Annotated in this window: 13 protein-coding genes; 8 read left to right on the top strand and 5 right to left on the bottom strand. The window is 74.0% G+C overall.

What is annotated here, in order from left to right; genetic code table 11:
- Positions 1 to 14: 14 nt before the first annotated feature.
- Positions 15 to 1,256 carry an NAD(P)/FAD-dependent oxidoreductase gene (locus ND486_RS26745; protein WP_251787111.1) on the bottom strand — a complete coding sequence of 414 codons (1,242 nt, stop codon included), beginning with the start codon at positions 1,254 to 1,256 and terminating at the stop codon, positions 15 to 17.
- 204 nt (positions 1,257 to 1,460) lie between these two features.
- Here ND486_RS26745 and ND486_RS26740 point away from each other — a divergent pair, with 204 nt between their 5' ends.
- Both ND486_RS26740 and ND486_RS26735 read left to right on the top strand, forming a co-directional pair.
- Positions 1,461 to 3,044, top strand: a complete 1,584-nt coding sequence (locus tag ND486_RS26740; protein ID WP_374231874.1) for an acyl-CoA carboxylase subunit beta — start codon at positions 1,461 to 1,463, stop codon at positions 3,042 to 3,044.
- Positions 3,041 to 3,322: an acyl-CoA carboxylase epsilon subunit gene (locus tag ND486_RS26735; protein ID WP_308215887.1), complete on the top strand. Its 282-nt coding sequence runs from the start codon at positions 3,041 to 3,043 to the stop codon at positions 3,320 to 3,322. The genes ND486_RS26740 and ND486_RS26735 overlap by 4 nt, the downstream gene beginning before the upstream one ends.
- Here the strand turns inward: ND486_RS26735 and ND486_RS29975 are convergent.
- Entirely contained in the window at positions 3,255 to 3,584 is a 330-nt protein-coding gene (locus ND486_RS29975) for a hydroxyisourate hydrolase (RefSeq protein WP_208818551.1), read from the bottom strand. The genes ND486_RS26735 and ND486_RS29975 overlap by 68 nt on opposite strands.
- Positions 3,585 to 3,865: 281 nt before the next feature.
- Here ND486_RS29975 and ND486_RS26725 point away from each other — a divergent pair, with 281 nt between their 5' ends.
- Positions 3,866 to 6,736, top strand: coding sequence for a BTAD domain-containing putative transcriptional regulator (locus ND486_RS26725; protein ID WP_251787110.1), 2,871 nt, complete (start codon positions 3,866 to 3,868; stop codon positions 6,734 to 6,736).
- A 136-nt stretch (positions 6,737 to 6,872) separates the two neighbouring features.
- On the opposite strand, the gene ND486_RS26720 is transcribed toward ND486_RS26725, so the two are convergent.
- Together ND486_RS26720 and ND486_RS26715 are read right to left on the bottom strand one after the other, a co-directional pair.
- The gene (locus ND486_RS26720) at positions 6,873 to 7,619 is read right to left on the bottom strand and encodes a Crp/Fnr family transcriptional regulator (RefSeq protein WP_251787109.1); all 747 of its coding nucleotides are present in this window, start codon (positions 7,617 to 7,619) and stop codon (positions 6,873 to 6,875) included.
- A 163-nt stretch (positions 7,620 to 7,782) separates the two neighbouring features.
- Positions 7,783 to 9,276 (bottom strand): MFS transporter, encoded by a 1,494-nt coding sequence (locus ND486_RS26715; protein ID WP_251787108.1) that lies wholly within the window; start codon positions 9,274 to 9,276, stop codon positions 7,783 to 7,785.
- 78 nt (positions 9,277 to 9,354) lie between these two features.
- Between ND486_RS26715 and ND486_RS26710 the strand changes: the two genes are divergently transcribed.
- The gene (locus ND486_RS26710; protein WP_251787107.1) at positions 9,355 to 10,011 is read left to right on the top strand and encodes a TetR/AcrR family transcriptional regulator; all 657 of its coding nucleotides are present in this window, start codon (positions 9,355 to 9,357) and stop codon (positions 10,009 to 10,011) included.
- Between the two features lie 159 nt (positions 10,012 to 10,170).
- Here ND486_RS26710 and ND486_RS26705 read toward each other — a convergent pair whose 3' ends face one another.
- Positions 10,171 to 11,379, bottom strand: coding sequence for a TetR/AcrR family transcriptional regulator (locus ND486_RS26705; RefSeq protein ID WP_251787106.1), 1,209 nt, complete (start codon positions 11,377 to 11,379; stop codon positions 10,171 to 10,173).
- Between the two features lie 239 nt (positions 11,380 to 11,618).
- Between ND486_RS26705 and ND486_RS26700 the strand changes: the two genes are divergently transcribed.
- From ND486_RS26700 to ND486_RS26685, 4 genes are all read left to right on the top strand, one after another.
- The gene (locus tag ND486_RS26700; protein WP_251787105.1) at positions 11,619 to 12,611 is read left to right on the top strand and encodes an iron-siderophore ABC transporter substrate-binding protein; all 993 of its coding nucleotides are present in this window, start codon (positions 11,619 to 11,621) and stop codon (positions 12,609 to 12,611) included.
- Positions 12,612 to 13,251: 640 nt separating this feature from the next.
- Positions 13,252 to 13,461 (top strand): MbtH family protein, encoded by a 210-nt coding sequence (locus tag ND486_RS26695; protein WP_251787104.1) that lies wholly within the window; start codon positions 13,252 to 13,254, stop codon positions 13,459 to 13,461.
- A 70-nt stretch (positions 13,462 to 13,531) separates the two neighbouring features.
- Positions 13,532 to 13,939: an aspartate 1-decarboxylase gene (panD, locus tag ND486_RS26690; protein WP_178375031.1), complete on the top strand. Its 408-nt coding sequence runs from the start codon at positions 13,532 to 13,534 to the stop codon at positions 13,937 to 13,939.
- A gap of 35 nt (positions 13,940 to 13,974) precedes the next feature.
- A complete protein-coding gene (locus ND486_RS26685) occupies positions 13,975 to 17,430 on the top strand; it encodes an amino acid adenylation domain-containing protein (protein ID WP_251787103.1) in 3,456 nt (1,151 codons plus the stop codon).
- The last annotated feature ends 39 nt before the right edge of the window (positions 17,431 to 17,469 follow it).

Genomic DNA, 17,469 nt, shown 5'->3' with positions numbered 1-17,469 from the left:
CGGGCTGGTGGAGGTCAGGCCGTGGGGTCGTAGACGCGCCGCTCCTCGGGGAGCCCGGCGTCGTCGTAGAGGGACTGGAGGCCCTCGGGGGAAAAGATCTCGTGGTCGGGGACCCCGCCCGCGATCCAGCCGAGCATCGCCCGGGTCCACTTCTCACTGGACCCGGCGGCCTCCAGGACCGCCTGGAAGAAGGGCGGCAGCTCCGCGAGCTCGGCCACGGTGGTCGTGTAGTCGTAGAGCACCGCGGTGTCCTCGTCGCGGCGCTTGCCGTACTCCGCGAGCGCCGCGGAGGGGTCGGTCTCCCCGGACGCCGACCGCGTCACCGCGTCCGCGAGCATCTCCGCCTGCAGGAACGCGTCGGTGATGCCCCAGCCGGTCAGCGGGTCCTTGTGGTAGCCCGCGTCGCCGACCAGCGCCCAGCCCGGGCCCGAGGCCTGCCGGTAGAAGTTGTCCGGGTACCGCATCGGGACCAGCGGCTCGAGCGCCCGCCCGCGGTCGCGCATCTGCTCGCCGAGCTCGGGGGCGACATCGTCCAGCACGGCCTGGAAGTGGCGGGGCACGTCCTGGCGGAACTCGCGCAGCAGCTCCTTGCGGCCGATCACGGCGACGAGCTGCCCGCCGTTGGTGGGCCAGGTGCCGGCCCAGGTCCCGTGGTGCCCGGTCCGGTGGTGCAGGCCCCAGTCGTCGAGGCCCTCGAAGTAGGAGTAGTAGGTGAAGCCCGCGGCCGGGCGGACGTTGTAGGTCTCCGCGCCGACGCGCTTCGCGACCGTCGAGTGGGCACCGTCGGCGCCGACGACCAGGGCGCCCCGGAACTCGTGGTCGGCACCGGAGGCCGACCGCCCCCGCACGCCGACCACGCGGCCCTCGTCCCAGATCACGTCGGTCACGGTGACGCCGTCGACGACCTCCGCCCCCGCCCGGCGCGCGGCGTTGACCAGGATCTCGTCCAGCACGACCCGGCGCGGGCAGTAGACCGCGTCGATCCCGTCGACGGGGTCGGCGAAGCCGATCATCGTGACGTCGCGGTGGGCGTAGTGCATCGACCGGGACGCCGGCGTGCCCGCGGCGACGACCTCGTCCAGCAGGCCCCACGCCTGCAGCCGCGCCAGACCCGCCTGGTGGAGGTAGTGGGTCGACACGGTGTCCGAGGGCAGCGCGGCGCGGTCGAGGACCAGCACGCGGTGGCCGCGGCGGGCCAGCAACATGGCCAGCGGGGACCCCCCGCACCGGGCTCCCACGATGATCGCGTCGTACATGCTGGTGCTCCTTGTCGGTCGGACGCCGGGCGAGCTGCCCGAACGGGTTCCGGTGCAGTTGGTACGCATCCCCGGCACGGGCGGCCGCTCAGAACTGTGCGTCGCCGCGGACCGCCGCGAGGCTGCTCAGAACTGCGCAGGGCACCGGCCCGCCGCGTCCTAGCGTCGGGCCGCGCGAACCGTGCAACCGAGAGGAGCGGCCCCGTGACCGTCCTGGAGAACCGTCCGCCCGACCGTGCGGCGCCACCCACCCTGCGCGGACTGGTCGAGGAGCTGCACCGGCGGCGGGAGGCCGTCGTCGCGGGCGACGCCGAGGCCACCGCCCGCCAGCACGCGCGCCGCAAGCTGACCGTGCGCGAGCGGCTGGACCTGCTGTTCGACGAGGGATCGTTCGTCGAGGTGGAGGCGATGCGCCGGCACCGGGCGAGCGCGTTCGGGATGGACCGCAGGCGCCCCGAGACCGACGGCGTCGTCGCCGGGTGGGGCACGGTGCACGGGCGCACGGTCTTTGCCTACGCCCACGACTTCCGGATCTTCGGGGGCTCGCTGGGCGAGGCACACGCCGAGAAGATCCACAAGGTGATGGACCTGGCGCTGTCCGCCGGCGCCCCGCTCGTGTCACTCAACGACGGGGCCGGCGCGCGCATCCAGGAGGGGGTGACGGCACTGGCGGGCTACGGCGGGATCTTCCGGCGCAACGTGGCCGCCTCCGGGGTGATCCCGCAGATCAGCGTCATGCTGGGTCCGTGTGCGGGCGGGGCCGCGTACTCGCCGGCCCTCACCGACTTCGTGTTCATGGTCCGTGACGTGGCCCAGATGTTCGTCACCGGGCCCGACGTCGTCGCGGCGGTGACGGGCGAGCAGATCGGGCACGACGCCCTGGGCGGCGCCGACGTGCACGCGACGACCGGCGTGGCCACCTTCGTGCACGACGACGAGCGGTCCTGCCTGCTCGACGTCCGCCATCTGGTGGCGCTGCTGCCCGCCCACGGGGACGAGGCCCCGCCCGCGACCCGGGTCGAGGACCCGCCCGGGCGGCTCTGCGAGCGGCTCCTGGACCTGGTGCCGGCCGACCCGTCGAAGCTCTACGACATGCGGGAGGTCGTCGAGGAGATCGTCGACGACGGCGAGCACATGGAGCTCCACGAGTTCTGGGCCCCCAACATCCTGTGCACCCTCGCGCGGATCGGCGGGCGGGTCGTGGGGATCGTCGCGAACCAGCCGCTCGTGCAGGCGGGCGCCCTCGACATCCCGGCCTCGGAGAAGGCGGCCCGCTTCGTCCGTACCTGCGACGTGTTCAACATCCCGCTGGTCACGCTCGTCGACGTGCCCGGGTTCATGCCCGGTACCCGTCAGGAGCACGGCGGGATCATCCGGCACGGCGCCAAGCTGCTCTACGCCTACTGCGCCGCCACGGTGCCCCGGATCCAGGTCATCCTGCGCAAGGCCTACGGCGGGGCCTACATCGTGATGGACTCCCGCTCCATCGGGTGCGACGTGTCCTTCGCCTGGCCGGGCAACGAGGTGGCGGTCATGGGGCCCGACGGGGCCGCCAACGTCATCTTCCGCCGGGAGATCGATACCGCGGACGATCCGGAGGACGTCCGCGTCCGGCGGACGGCCGAGTACCGGGAGGAGCTGGTGCACCCGTACTACGCGGCCGAACGCGGCCTGGTGGACGACGTGATCGACCCGCGGGACACCCGTCGGCTGCTCCACCGGACGCTGGACATGCTGCACGACAAGCACGTCGGCGAGGCCGCCCGGCACGGGAACCCGCCGCAGTGAGCGGCCGGCAGGCGGTCGACCTGCGGGTGGTGCGCGGCACTCCCACCGACGACGAGCTGGCGGCACTGGTCGCCGTGCTGGCGGCGCTGACCCCGGTGGCGCCGTGCGTGCCGCGGCGGCCCGCCACGCGACCGGCCGCGCGCTCGCGCCGTCGCGGACCCGGACGGCCTGCGCGCCCGGGCCGGACGCCGTCCGGCAGGCGACCGCCGCTCACCCGGTCTGGCCGGCCCAGACCGCGTACCCGTGCGGGGCGATCTGGAGGACGACGGTCCGGGTGACGCCGGGGCCGACGGTCCCGGCGTTCACCGTCACGTCGTCGGTCGTGCAGCAGACCCCCTGCGCGGCGAAGTAGCGACGGGTGTCGAGGACGACGCGGACCGCCCGGCGGTGCCGGTGGGGGGCCGCCCCGGTCAGCACGCCCGAGCCGTCGGTCAGCGTGGTGTCGACGACCTCCCACCGGCCGCTCACCTCGTGCTCCACCCGGGCGTGCAGCTCCACCGCCGGACGGCCGTGGAGCAGGTCGTACACCTGGACCGTCACCGACACCGGAACACCTCTCCGAACGGGTGAGCCGATGCGACCGTTCGGCTCAGGGATGACGGGGCGAGGCGGACGGACGTGGGAAACAGGCCGACGTCTCGCCCGATGTGCACCACTCGTTCGTGGACTTCTGTAGACGATCTCTCTACTGTCGGTGACGGTTTCACGACGGATCGCGGCAGTGGCCATGGGGGGCGTCGGTGCGGCTGAGGGTTCTCGGTGCTCTCGACGTCCAGCGCGTGACGGGTGACGTCGTCGATCCGGGGGGTCCACGGCTCCAGGTGGTCCTCGCATGCCTGCTCCTCGAGTGTCCGGCGGCGGTCTCCACCGAACGGCTCGTCGACGCGGTGTGGCCGGACGCCCCGCCGGCGACGGCCCGCAGCCAGATCCAGATCTGTGTCTCGCACCTGCGGCAGCGCCTGGGGACGAGCAGCGCCCGGATCGTCACCCGGCGGTCCGGGTACGCGCTCGAACCGGGCGGGGCCGAGCTGGACCGGCTGGAGTTCGAGCGCGCCGTCGACCGCGCCCGCGAGCTCGTGCGGTCCGGCCGGATCGCGGAGGCGGTCACCGTCCTGCGCGGGTCGCTCGACCTGTGGCGGGGTCCCGTCGTCCTCCCGGAGATCACCAGCCCCGTGGTGCGTGACCGGGCGGTGGTGCTCGAGGAGAGCCGCGCGATCGTCGTCGAGGAGCTGGCCGCGCTGATGCTGTCGGGGGGCAGGCACTCGGAGCTGGTGCCCCTCCTCAGCCGCGAGATCCTGGACTACCCGCTGCGCGAGCAGATGCGCAGCCAGCTCATGCTGGCCCTGTTCGGGGCGGGCAGGCAGGCCGACGCGCTGCGGGAGTACCGGCGCGCCCGTGACGTGTCGATCGCCGAGCTCGGCATCGAGCCCGCGGAACCGCTGCGCTCGCTGGAGGCCGCGATCCTGCGCGGCGACACCTCGCTGCTGCGGGGGCAGTCCCCGGCGACGGCCCCCGCCCCGGCTCCCGCGATGCTCCCGGCGGGCGTCGGTGACTTCACGGGACGGGACGACGCGGTCCGGGACATGCTCGCCGCGGTCCACGGGGGAGCCCGCAACGGGACCGGCGCCGCGGTGCTCGTCCTGTCCGGCCACGGCGGGGTCGGCAAGTCCGCGCTGGCGCTGCACCTCGCCCACCGCATCGCCGAGAGGTTCCCCGACGGCCGGTTCTACGCCTCGATCGGCAGCGACCCGGCGGGGACAGACCGGGCGCTCGAGCGCTTCCTGCGCGCGCTGGGGACCCCGCCCAACTCCATCCCGGAGTCGTCCGAGGAGCGGCAGGCGGCCTTCCACGAACGCATCGCCGGCCGTTCGGTCCTGATCGTCGTCGACGACGCCACCATCGAGTCCCAGCTGCTCCCGCTGATCCCCCCGGACTCGTGCAGCGCCCTGATCGTCACGAGCAGACGCCGCCTGACCGCGCTGCCGGGGGCGACCCGGTTCGAGATCGGGGCCTTCGCCCCGGCCGAGTCGCAGGCACTGCTGGAGCGCATCCTCGGGAGCGAGCGCATCCGGGCCGACCCCGACGCCGCGAGCACCCTGGCGCGGTACTGCGGGCACCTCCCGCTCGCGGTGCGGATCGCAGCGGCCCGCCTCGCGGCTCGGCCGCACTGGACCCTGCGTGCCATGTGCGCGCGGTTGGCCGACGACTCGGCGCAGCTGGACGAGCTCCAGCACGGGGACATGGCCGTGCGGGGGAGCCTGCTGCTGACCTACGAGTCGCTGGCCGCGGAGACCCGCCGGCTGCTGCGGCTGCTGTCGCTGCTCGACAGCCCCCGGATCGGCGGATGGACGTGCGCGGTGCTGCTGGGCTGCGACGCCCGCACGGCGGAGGGTCGCCTCGACGAGCTCGTCGAGCTGCACCTGCTCGAGATCGTCGCGGTCGACGCGGACGAGCCGCTGTCCGGGCAGTTCCGGCTGCACGAGCTGGTCCGGCTCTTCGGCCGGGAGCGGGCGATGGCCGAGGAGACGGCGTCCGGGCGCGTCGAGGCCATCACCCGTGTGGTGCGGGCCTTCCTCCGGCTGGTCGAGCAGACCCACCTGCACGAGTACGGCGGGGACCTGCTGCTGCGCGGCGACGGGCCGCGGACGGTGCTGGACGGCCGGATCACCGACCGGCTGCTCGCCGAACCGCTCGTCTGGCTGCGCCGGGAACGGGCCGCACTGGTCGCCACCGTCTCCCAGGCGTCGGCCCTGGGGCTGCACACGGAGTGCTGGTCCCTCGCGGTCACCGCGGTCGTGCTGTTCGAGGCCTACGGGTTCTACGACGAGTGGCGGTCCACCCACCTCACCGCGCTGAGCGCGGTGGTCCGGGCGGGTGACCGTCGTGGCGAGGCGGCGGTCCGGTACTCGCTCGGGTCGCTCGAGCTGTTCGAGCAGCACTACGGCAGTGCGCGGGCCGACCTCGACCGGTCCTCGGCGCTGTTCGCCGAGCTCGCCGACGACTACGGCGGGGCGCTCGTGGGCCGCAATCTCGCCATCCTCGACCGGCTCACCGGGGACTACGACCGCTCGGCTGCACGGTCCCGGGCCGCGCTCGCGGTCCTGCGGTCGCACGGCGACCACTCCGGTGAGGCCCACGTCCTGGCCAACCTGGCCCAGCTCGCCATGGACACCGGTCGGGTCGACGAGGCCCTGGCCGTCATCGAGGGCGCCGCACGCGCGGCGGAGGATCTGCCCAACCGCAGGCTCGCCGCGCAGATCACCCACCGGCGCGGGCTCGTCCACCTCCGGCGTGGCGAGGGCGAGACCGCGGAGGCGCTGTTCGTCGAGGTGCTGGCCTTCGCCCGCGCCGTCGACGACCGGTCGGCGGCGCTGCACGGGATGGTCGGGCTGGGCGAGGCACGGGAGCTGCGAGGTGACCCGGTCGCGGCGCGGCGCTCGTTCGAGCAGGCCGCGGCGCTCGCGGCGACCCTGGGGGAGAAGCGGATGCGGGCCCACGCGCTGCTCGCGATCGGTCGGCTGGACCTGCGCCTCGGCGACCGTGGTGCGGCCGCCGCGGCGGCGGTCGAGGCGCTGCGGGTGGTCGAGGGGAGCGGCCTGCCGCTGCTGGAGCAGCGGTGCCGATCCGCGGTGGCGGCGGCGCGTGCGGACACCCCCGGAGGGGAGGCGGGCGGTACGCGGCCGCCGACCTGACCCCGGAGGCGGCACCGTCAGTCCCAGACCGTGTTGCGCGGCCGTCGCGGGGCGGTGGTGGATCCGGTGGGGGTGTGCGTCATGACCAGCTGGCTCCTTCGTGGTGGTGGCGACCGCGTCCGGCGGTCCGGAGCGGTCAGCCGGCGTCGGCTCGGGCGTCGAGGTAGAAGCGCAGGGCTGCCGGACGCACCCGCAGGACGCGCCCGGTGCGGAACTCGACCGCTCCCGCCTCCTCGAAGCGGCGCAGGAAGTACCCGATCCGTGACCGGGTGGTACCGACGATGTGCGCCAGCTCCTCCTGCGTGATGCGGTCGTGGATGGTGACCCCGGCGGGCCCCGGGCGTCCCAGCCTGTCGGCGAGGTCGAGCAGGGTCACGCCGAGCCGCTGCTCGCTGTCATCGGTCACGAGGTGGCTGATGGAGGTCTGCTGTTCGGCCAGCCGGCCCGCGAGGTGCTGGATGAGGTGCCGGTGGAGTACCCGTCCGTCCAGGGCGCGGAAGAGCGCCTCGGCGGAGAAGCGCAGCATGTCCACCGGATCCATCGCCACGGCCGTCTCGGTGCGTGCCCCGTCGAGGAGGGCGAGCTCGCCGACGACCTCCCCGGCACCGTAGATGCGGAGCAGGCACATCTTGCCCGACCGGGAGTGCACGATGGTCTTCACCCGTCCCGCGAGGACGAGGTAGATCGACTCGTCGGGATGCTGTCCGCGGTAGACGGTGCTCCCCCCGGCGAACGACGTTCGTGTGTAGGAGAGCTGCCCTCTCCGGACGAGGTCGCCGAGCAGTTCCGGGAACTCCGTCCGGGCCGTCGTCCCGGTGTTCCCGGGACGACGGCCCGGCAACGGCTCCAGCTGCCCCACCATCACCTGCGCGAGGTCCCCCACAGCGCCTCCATGGCTTCTCGGACTCCTGCCCGGTCTGGGCGGTGAGTTCGGTACGTCCGACGGTAGGTGTGTGGGCTATCGGTGCCCTATCGAGTTGTATGTCCGGTACGGGCGTGATGGTGACGATCGGGCGTGTCCGGTCGTCGTACCCGTGCCAGGGCGGTCAGCTCCTGCTGCGCAGCCCGAGCACGATGGCCACGGCCATCACCGCGGAGAGCACGGCGCTGACGAGGCCGATCGTCGAGAGCGCCGAGGTGAAGGCCTGGGTTCCGGCCGCGACCAGCTCCGCGCCCTCGGCACCGGGCAGTCCTCCGGCGGCCTCGACGGTGCCGGCGAAGGTGTCGGTGCCACCCGCGACCGGTGCGTCCGCGAGCTGGGTCCGGTAGACGAACGTGCCGAGCGCACCGAGCACGGCGACGCCGAGTGCCATGCCGAGCTCGGTGCTGGTCTCGGAGATCGCGGCCGCGGAGCCCGCCTTCTCCGGCGGGGAGGACCCGACGATCAGGTCGGTTCCCAGGGCGATCAGCGGCCCGCCACCGGCGTAGGTCAGGCTGAAGCCGACCACGGCCACCCACAGGGCGCTGTCGGGGCCGACCGTGGCGAGCATCAGGTGCCCGACGATGGAGATCAGCAGACCGCCGGCGACGATGTGTGCCGGGGCGAAGCGACCGGCCAGGGCCGGGGCGGCCATCGAGGTGACGATCAGGCCGAGTGCCGCGGGGAGCAGCCAGAGGCCGGCCGTCATGGGGGACTGGCCCTGGGCCAGCTGCAGGTACTGGGTGACGTAGAGGTAGGTGCCACCGGCGACGAACATCGCCATCAGCATCGCCACCGCCGCGGTGCTGAACGCAGGGCTGCGGAACAGGGTGAGGTCGATCAGCGGTGTGGTCAGGCGACGCTGCCGGCGGGCAAAGACGTAGCCGAGTGCCGCGCCGACGACGATCGCGACCGTGGCGACGACGGTGTTGCCGCCGACCGCCAGCTCCTTGAGGCCGTAGACGACGGGCATGATGGCGCCGAGGGACAGGGCGACGCTCACCAGGTCGATCGGGTCCGCCTCCGGGGCGCGGTACTCCGGCAGCAGCAGCGGCCCGGCGACGAGCAGCAGCGCCATGACCGGGACCGCGATCAGGAAGACCGATCCCCACCAGAAGACCTGCAGCAGTGCGCCACCGATCACCGGCCCGAGTGCGATGCCGACCGAGAACATGGTGACCCACAGTCCGATGGCCATGCCCCGCTGGCGCGGGTCGGCGAACATCGCGCTGATCAGCGACAGGGTGGAGGGCATCAGGGTCGCGCCGGCGATGCCCAGGGCGGCCCGGCTGATCAGCAGTGCCTCCGGCGTGGTGGCCAGCGCGGCGACGATCGACGCGACGCCGAAGGCGGCCGCCCCGATGAGCAGCAGCTTCCGGCGCCCGATGCGGTCGCCCAGGCTGCCCATCGTGACCAGCAGGCCGGCGATCATGAAGCCGTAGACGTCGATGATCCACAGCATCTGCTGCGCCGTGGCGCCGAGGTCCAGGGTGATGGCCGGGCCGGCCAGGTGCAGGACGCTGACGTCCATCGAGACGAGGAGGGTGGGCAGTGCCAGTACCGCGAGGCCGAGCCATTCGCGGGTACCGGCGCGCTGCTCGCGAGGCGCGACGGTGGTCATGACGGGACTCCTTGGGGAGATTTGGCGTACCATCGGTACGTACGAGAAGACCGTAGCATATTCACATACCGTCGGTACATGAGTTCGGGAGGGTCCATGACCGGAGTGCGGATCCGGCAACGGGAGCAGACGCGGAAGGCCTTGATCCACGAGGCGCGGACGTTGTTCGCGCAGCGTGGTTACGGTGCGGTCGGACTGGCCGAGATCGTGGCCGCCGCGGGCGTCACCAAGGGCGCCCTCTACCACAGCTTCGACGGCAAGATCGGCCTGTTCCGCGAGGTCCTGGCCCAGGTCCAGGCGGAGGTGGCCGACCGGGTGTCCACATCGGTCTCCTCCGACGCGGACCCCTGGACCTCGTTCGTCGCCGGCTGCCGGGCGTTCCTCTCGGTGTCCAACGACCCGGAGCTGTCGCGGATCATGCTCATCGACGGGCCCGCCGTCCTCGGCTGGTCGGAGTGGCGCCGGCTGGACGAGCAGACCTCCGCGCGTCATCTGGCGGAGTCGCTGCAGCAGCTCGTCGACGACGGGGTGATCGTGTCCCAGCCCGTCGAGCCGCTGACCCGGCTGCTGTCCGGCGCGATGAACGAGTCCGCTCTGTGGCTGGCCGAGTCCGGGCGTGCGGGGGACGGGGAAGCCGTCTGGAACGCCTTCCACGGGCTGCTGTGTTCGCTCCGCGAGCGGCAGCCGCACGGGCGTGGTCACGCCACGGCCGGTCAGGCGTCGGTGGTCCCGTAGTCGTCCGACGGGTCGGTGGCGTGGCGCCCCGTCGGCTCGTTCGTCTCCGGCGGTGTCGGACGGGGCCTCCCGCGGACGTGGGGCTGTGCGGGGTCCGACCGGCTGCGGCCCGGACGCCGCGACGCGCTCCCGGGAGCCGGTGGCGTGCGACCGGCCGCCCTAGGTCCCGGTGTCTCCGTGACCGACGGGCACTCCGAGTGCGGTCAGGGCGGCGCCGGCGAGCTCGCCCGCCACCGTCGGATAGGGCCGGAAGTGCGGGATCCGCGCACAGTCGTCGATGATCGTCTTCGCGGTCGTGACGAGCGTCGCGGCGTCGGCGTCGGGGAGACGGGGGCGCGCGGCGGACAGCCACCGTTGCCACTCCGCCAGCGAGTCGGCCTGGATGCGGTCGAGGCGCTCGCGGGTCGCGTCGGGGAGGTAGAGGCGTTCGTTCAGCCACACGGCGAGCAGGTCGGTCGCCTCGAGCGCCACGCGGACGTAGCCCTCGACCAGCAGCCGGAGCACGTCGTCGTCGCCGCCGGGACGGCGCAGGGCCCGGGTCGTCTCCAGCGCCAGCCACTCGTGCCACCGGGTGGCGGCGGCGGCCAGGATCTCGGCCTTGGTGTCGAAGTAGCGGTAGAGGGCGGGGCCGACGATGCCGACCCTGCCGCCGATGTCGTCGATGCTCACGCCGGCGAAGCCCTTGGCCCGGAACTCCTGTGCCGCCGCGGAGACGAGCTGCTCGCGACGGGAGGTCGGCGTGCGGTCGGACTCGTCCGCAGGGGGGCCCGCGGCGGGCGCAGCGGGGGCGGTGATCACCCGCCTGCTCGCCGCGGCCAGCTCGCCGGCGAGCCGGTGCCGGGGCAGGGGACTGTCGTAGAACCCGGCCCCCGAGATGATGCTGACGATCACCCAGCTGCGGATGTCGGTGACGTCGCGGGCCAGGTCGCCGCGCGTGGGGACCAGCAGGAGCTCGCCGAGCTGCCGCGCGATCCACAGCGTCCGGCTCCGGACCAGCTGGAAGTCGTCGCTGCCGAGGTGGCGTGCCTCGCGCTGCCACAGCAGCGAGAGCCGGCGGCTGTCGAGTGCGGCCTCGGTGAGTGTGGTGAGGGTGGCGTCGAGGTCGCGCTGCTCGGGCGGCTGTGCGACCAGTGCCGTGATCGTGTCGACGACGTGCTGCTGGTCCTCGAGCACCACGTGCGAGAGCAGGGCCTGCTTGTTGGCGTAGTGGCGGTAGAGGGCCCGCGCGGTGATCCCGCTGGCCTCGGCGATGTCGTCCATGCGGACGGCGTGGAAGCCGCGGACGCTGAACAGCTCACCGGCGTGCCGGGCGATCTCGGCCCGCCGGTTGCGGGGCCGGGACCGTGGCGGCGCACTCGTTGCGTCCATGCCGTGGTCTCCTCTCGCCGCGGTGATCCTAGCGAGACAGACCACGGCACGACCTCGGGCGGGGCGCCCCCGTCCGCCCGACCGACGCCGTGGCGACGGTGCCCGTCGACCGCGCCCCGCGTCCATGGGGTCGCCGTCCGCCGGCCACGTCCTCATCGGACCGCTGTGACGGTCGCGGCACCGCACCGGTGCCGCCCCGGATCTTCCCCGGGGAACCCTTCCTGCGTAGCTTAAGAGGTATGCCTAACTTAAGTCGCCGGGTCTTCCTCGGTGCCGCCGTGTGCGGCGCACTGCTCTCCGGGACCGTCGCCTGCGGCAGCGAGCCCTCCGGCGCCCCCGACACCGCCCAGGGCTCGGTCACGGTCACCCACGCACTCGGCACCACGACGGTGCCGCCGGGCGTCGCGCGGATCGTGGCCCTCGGACCCACCGGGGTCGATGTCGCGCTGGCCCTCGACGCACCCGTCGTCGGAGCGTCCTCCAGCGGTAGCGAGTCCGGTCTCGCCCCGTGGACGTCGCAGGCCCAGGGAGCCTCGGACGTCGAGGTGCTCCCCGTGACCGGCGAGGCCACCGAGGTGGACATCGAGCAGGTCGCGGCCCTGCGGCCGGACCTGATCTTCGCTCCGGGCTACTTCGCCCTGGAGAAGTCCTACCCGCAGCTCAGTGCCATCGCGCCGACGATCGGCTACCAGAAGGGTCCGGCCCAGGACACCTGGCAGGAGATGACGACGCAGCTCGCGACGGCGCTCGGCCGGCCGGCCGACGCCGAGCAGGTCATCGGCCGGGTGCAGACGAAGCTCGACGAGACGCGGGCGGCGCACCCGGCCCTGCAGGGCGCCACCTACACCTTCGGCTTCGTGCAGCCCGGCGCGGTGACCGCGCTGCGAGACCCGGACGACGCGATGAACTCGGTGCCCACGGCGCTGGGGCTGTCGCTGTCGCCGCAGATCCTCGCGCTGCCGAAGGGGGAGTCGTTCGGCGTGCAGCTCTCCTCCGAGCAGATCGCCTCGCTCGACGCGGACGCCCTCGTCCTGTTCGACGGCGGCGACGCGGAGGCACGCAGGACGCTCGAGCAGAACCCGCTGTTCGAGCGGCTGCCGGTGGTGCAGCGCGGGGCCGTCGTGAACTACGACTACGACGAGTTCATCGGGCTGCGCAACCCCTCCCCGCTGTCGATCCCGTGGATCGTCGACCGGATCGCCCCCCGCCTGTCGGACGCCGTGTCCCGGTAGCCCGAGGAGTCGCCCCCCCGTCCGTCCACAGCGGCCGGCGCCGGTGTTCCGGTGCCGGCCGCCGTCGTGTCCGGAGGGTGCCGTCCGCGGGCCCGGCGGACGGGCGGGTCCGGCGCACCGCAATGACGTAACGCCAACGCCGGGCAGCGTTCACTCGAACGAGTGACAACGTCTCCGGAGCGGGGCTCCGACCTGCGGATTCGGGCGGTGCGCGGGTTTCGGGTGATGTCACTCTCTAGGCGGGACGGTGGTCCTCGTGTTGAAGTTAGCCTCGCCTTAGAACAGCGCAGCCGACCTTGTGCGAAGGACCGTGATGGCCGACCCCGTGGGCGTACGAACCCGTACCGACCAGGAGATCCTCCACGTCCTGGGCATCGGGTCCGGACCGGCCGACCCGGGCGTCGCGATCGCACCACCCGTGCACGACCGGTCGGTGACCCGTGGCGGTCGGACGACCGGCGGCGTCGTCGAGCGCCAGGACCCGTCCGGGTGGCTCCGCGGCACGTCCCGAGGACGCCACGCGGCAGGACGCACCCCTGGCGGATCTGATCACTCTGCGTGATGCCGGGAGTGGCCGCCCGCGTCCCGCAGGCCGCGCCGCGCGCTGACCCGACCCGACCGGACGACCGAGGAGACAGCCATGTCCGAGAACCCGTTCGACGACGAGACCGGGACGTTCCACGCCCTGGTCAACGACGAGGGCCAGTACTCCCTGTGGCCCGCGTTCGCCGCCGTGCCCGCGGGCTGGCAGGTCGCGCACGGTCCGGCCGACCGCGCGTCCTGCCTCGCGCACGTCGAGGAGCACTGGACCGACCTGCGTCCGCGCAGCCTGGTCGACCGCACCGGCTGACCGGCCCACCCTCACCCCCCCCGAAACGGAAGGAACCCCCATGTCCGGCGTCGCCGATGTCGTCCCGCAGGTGTACCGCACGCTGCTCAGCGGCAAGATCCACCGCGCCACGGTCACCCAGGCCGACCTGCACTACGTCGGTTCGCTGACCGTCGACGAGGACCTCATGGACGCGGCCGGGCTGGTCGAGGGCGAGAAGGTCCAGGTCCTCGACATCGACAACGGCAACCGTCTCGAGACCTACGTCATCACCGGTGAGCGCGGCACCGGCGTGATCGGGGTCAACGGGGCCGCGGCGCACCTCGTCCACCCCGGCGACCTCACGATCATCGTCGCCTACCAGCAGGTCCCGCAGTCCGCCGTCGCCGACCACGTGCCGCGCGTCGTCCACGTCGACGCCCACAACCGGATCGTCGAGCTCGACACCGACCCCGCCGCGCCGGTGCCCGGAGCCCTCGACCAGCTCGCCGGTCGCTGAGCGTCCGCCACCACTGCGCAGGAGGAGCACCCCTGATGAGCCCCGTGTCCACCGACGAGCTCCGTGAGCTGATCGCCGGCCTCGTCGACGAGGAGCCCGAGGACGTCGGCGACGACGACGACCTGTTCGAGCTCGGCCTGCAGTCCATCGCGCTCATGCGCCTGGTCTCGCGCTGGCGCGACGACGGGTTCGACGTGGGGTTCGGCGACCTCGCCGCCCGCCCGACCGTCGCGGCGTGGGCCGCGCTGCTGGCGCGCCGTCCCGACGCCGACCCGGCGGCGGACGGCCCCGACGACCGGCCCACCGGAGCCGGCAGGCCCGCCGGGACCGACGGGGACGCCGAGTTCGGGCTGGCCCTGCTCCAGCACGCGTACTGGGCGGGCCGCGACCCGGCCCAGCCCCTGGGCGGGGTGGCTCCGCACCTGTACCTGGAGTTCGACGGCCCCGGTCTGGACCCGGACCGGCTGGCCGCCGCCCTGCGCCGGCTCGTCGACCGGCACCCGATGCTGCGCGCCCGCATCACCGACAACGGCCGTCAGGAGATCCTGCCCGCCACCGGTCAGGGCGCGCCCGCCGTGCACGACCTGCGCACGGTGGGCGACGCCGAGCGCGCCGAGCGCCTGGCCGCGACCCGGGACGCGATGTCGCACGAGATGCTCGCGATCGAGCGCGGCGAGGTGTTCCGTGTCGCGGTGAGCCTGCTGCCCGACGGTGCCCGGCTGCACGTCGACGTCGACATGGTCGCCGCCGACGCCGTCAGCTTCCGGGTGCTGCTCGCCGACCTGGCCCGCTGCTACGAGCAGTGCCTCGACGCGCCCGAGACCGAGCCGATCGGCGTCACCTACCGGGAGTACCTGCAGGCCAGGCCGGGCGCCCGGCAGGCCGCGTCCGCCGCCGCCCGTGCCTACTGGGAGGGTCGCGCCGCGGAGCTGCCCGGCGCGCCCGAGCTGCCTGCGCTCGAGCACGGCACCGGGCGCCCGCGCGCGCAGCGGCTCGCGTTCACCCTGGCCGGCGACGAGCGGGACGCGGTGTTCGCGGCGTGCCGCCGCCACGGTCTGACCGCGGCCGCCGTCATCGCCACCGCCTACGCCGAGGTCGTCGGCGCGTGGAGCGCGCAGCCGCGGTTCGTGGTGAACGTCCCGCTGTTCGACCGCGACCCGGTGCACCCCGAGATCGACCGGGTCGTCGGCGACTTCACGGGGTCGGTGCTGCTCGAGGTCGACCTCACGACGCCCGCGACGTTCCTGGAGCGGGCGCGCGCCGTCCAGCACCGGCTGCACTCCGACGCCGAGCACGCCGCGTTCTCCGGCGTGGAGGTCCTGCGCGAGCTCGGCCGCCGCGCGGGCGAGCAGGTCCTGGCTCCGGTGGTGTTCACCAGCGGGCTGAACCTCGGCGAGCTGTTCGACGAGCGGGCGCGGGCGCTGTTCGGCGACCCGGTGTGGATGATCTCGCAGGGGCCGCAGGTCCTGCTGGACGCGCAGATCACCGAGGTCGGCGGGCAGCTCCTGGTCAACTGGGACGTCCGCGCGGACCTGCTGCCCGACGGCGTCGGCGAGGCCATGTTCGCCGCGTTCAGCAGGCTCGTGCGCGGCCTGGGGGAGGAGCGGACCTGGTCCGTGCCCGTCCCGGCGCTGTTGCCCGCCGACCAGCTCGCCGTCCGCGAACGCGTCAACACCACCGCCGCCCTGCCGCCGGCGCGGCCGCTGCACCACGACTTCTTCACCGGCGCCGCCGCCCGCGGGGACGCCCCCGCCGTCGTCGCCGGCTCCGGGGTGCTGGGCCACGCCGAGCTGGCCGACCGGGCGCTGCGGGTGGCGGCCGGGCTCCGCGAGCGCGGCGTCGCACCGGGCGAGCCGGTCGCGGTGACGCTGCCCCGCGGACCGGAGCAGGTCGTCGCGGTGCTCGGGGTGCTCGCCGCCGGCGGCACCTACGTGCCGCTGGGCGTGGAGCAGCCGCCCGCCCGGGTCGAGCGGATCCGGGCGGTCTCCGGACACCGCTGGGCGATCACCGCCGAGCCGGGGGAGGACCGCGTCACCCTCGCCGAGCTCCTGGCGCACGCGCCGCTGCCCGAGGCGGCCGTCCCCGACCCGGAACAGGTCGCCTACCTGCTGTTCACCTCCGGCTCCACCGGTGAGCCGAAGGGCGTCGAGGTCCCGCACCGGGCTGCCGTCGCCACCCTCGACGACCTGGTCCGCCGCTACCGGATCGGCAGCGGCGACCGGACTCTGGCGGTCTCCGCGCTCGACTTCGACCTGTCGGTGTTCGACCTGTTCGCGGTGCTCGGGACCGGCGGTGCCGTCGTCGTCCTGCCCGAGGGCGCCCAGCGCGACCCCGATCACTGGGCGGGCGCGGTCCGCGAGCACGGCGTCACGATCCTCAACTGTGTGCCCGCGCTGCTCGACGCGCTGCTGGCCACCGGGCACGACCTCGGCCCCACCCTGCGCCAGGTCCTGCTCGGCGGTGACCGGGTGGGCACCGACCTCCCCGGGCGGCTGCGCGAGCGGGTGCCCGGCTGCGGCTTCGCCGGGCTCGGCGGGACGACCGAGACCGCGATCCACTCCACCGTCACCGAGGTCGGCGACGGCCCCGGCGCCGTCGACCCGGACTGGCGGTGCGTCCCCTACGGCACCCCGCTCGACGGGGTCGCGCTGCGCGTCGTCGACCACCTCGGCCGCGACGCCCCCGACCACGTGCCCGGCGAGCTGTGGATCGGCGGCGCCGGGGTGGCGCACGGCTACCGCGGTGACCCGGACCGCTCCGCGGACCGCTTCCTGACCCTCGACGGGCGGCGCTGGTACCGCACCGGGGACCTCGCCCGTTACCGGGCCGACGGCACCGTGGAGTTCCTCGGCCGCCGCGACGACCAGGTCAAGCTCAACGGTTTCCGGGTCGAGCTGGGAGAGGTGGAGGCCGCCACCGCCGCGGTCGACGGGGTCGCCCGCGCGGTCGCCGTCGTCGTCGGCGACGCGGTGCTCGCGGTCGCGGTACACGGCACCGCCGATCCCGACGCCGTCGCGGCCGCGCTCCCGGAGGCGCTGCCGCCGCACATGGTCCCGCGGGCCGTCGTCGCGCTGGACCGGGTGCCGCTGACCACGAACGGGAAGATCGACCGCCGGGCCGTGCGGGCCGCCGTCGCCGAGCGGGTGGCGGCCGGCGCGGACCGGGTCGAGCCCGGCTCCGCGCTGGAGCGGGTGGTGGCCCGGGTGTGGGCGCAGGTGCTCGACCACGACGGCCCGGTCGGCGTCGAGACGCCGCTGTTCGCCCTCGGCGGGGACTCGGTGCTGGTCACGGTGATCGTCTCGCAGCTGCGGGAGCTGCTCGACACCGACGCCGTGTCCGCACGCACGGTGTTCGCCCACCCCACGGTGCGGGAGCTGTGCCGGGCCCTGCGCGAGCAGGAGCCCGAGCGCGTCGACGCCGTCGCCGAGGTCGTCGACGAGATCGAGTCCCTCGCCGAGGACGACCTCGACCGGGCGCTGGCCGAGCGGTGAGCCACCGCCCGCGCGGCTGAGCCCCGCCGCCCCGCACCC

Origin of the sequence: Pseudonocardia sp. DR1-2 (assembly GCF_023717215.1) — a bacterium.
GTDB classification, from domain to species: Bacteria; Actinomycetota; Actinomycetes; order Mycobacteriales; family Pseudonocardiaceae; genus Pseudonocardia; species Pseudonocardia alni.
This window is presented reverse-complemented; position numbering and strand designations above follow the sequence as displayed.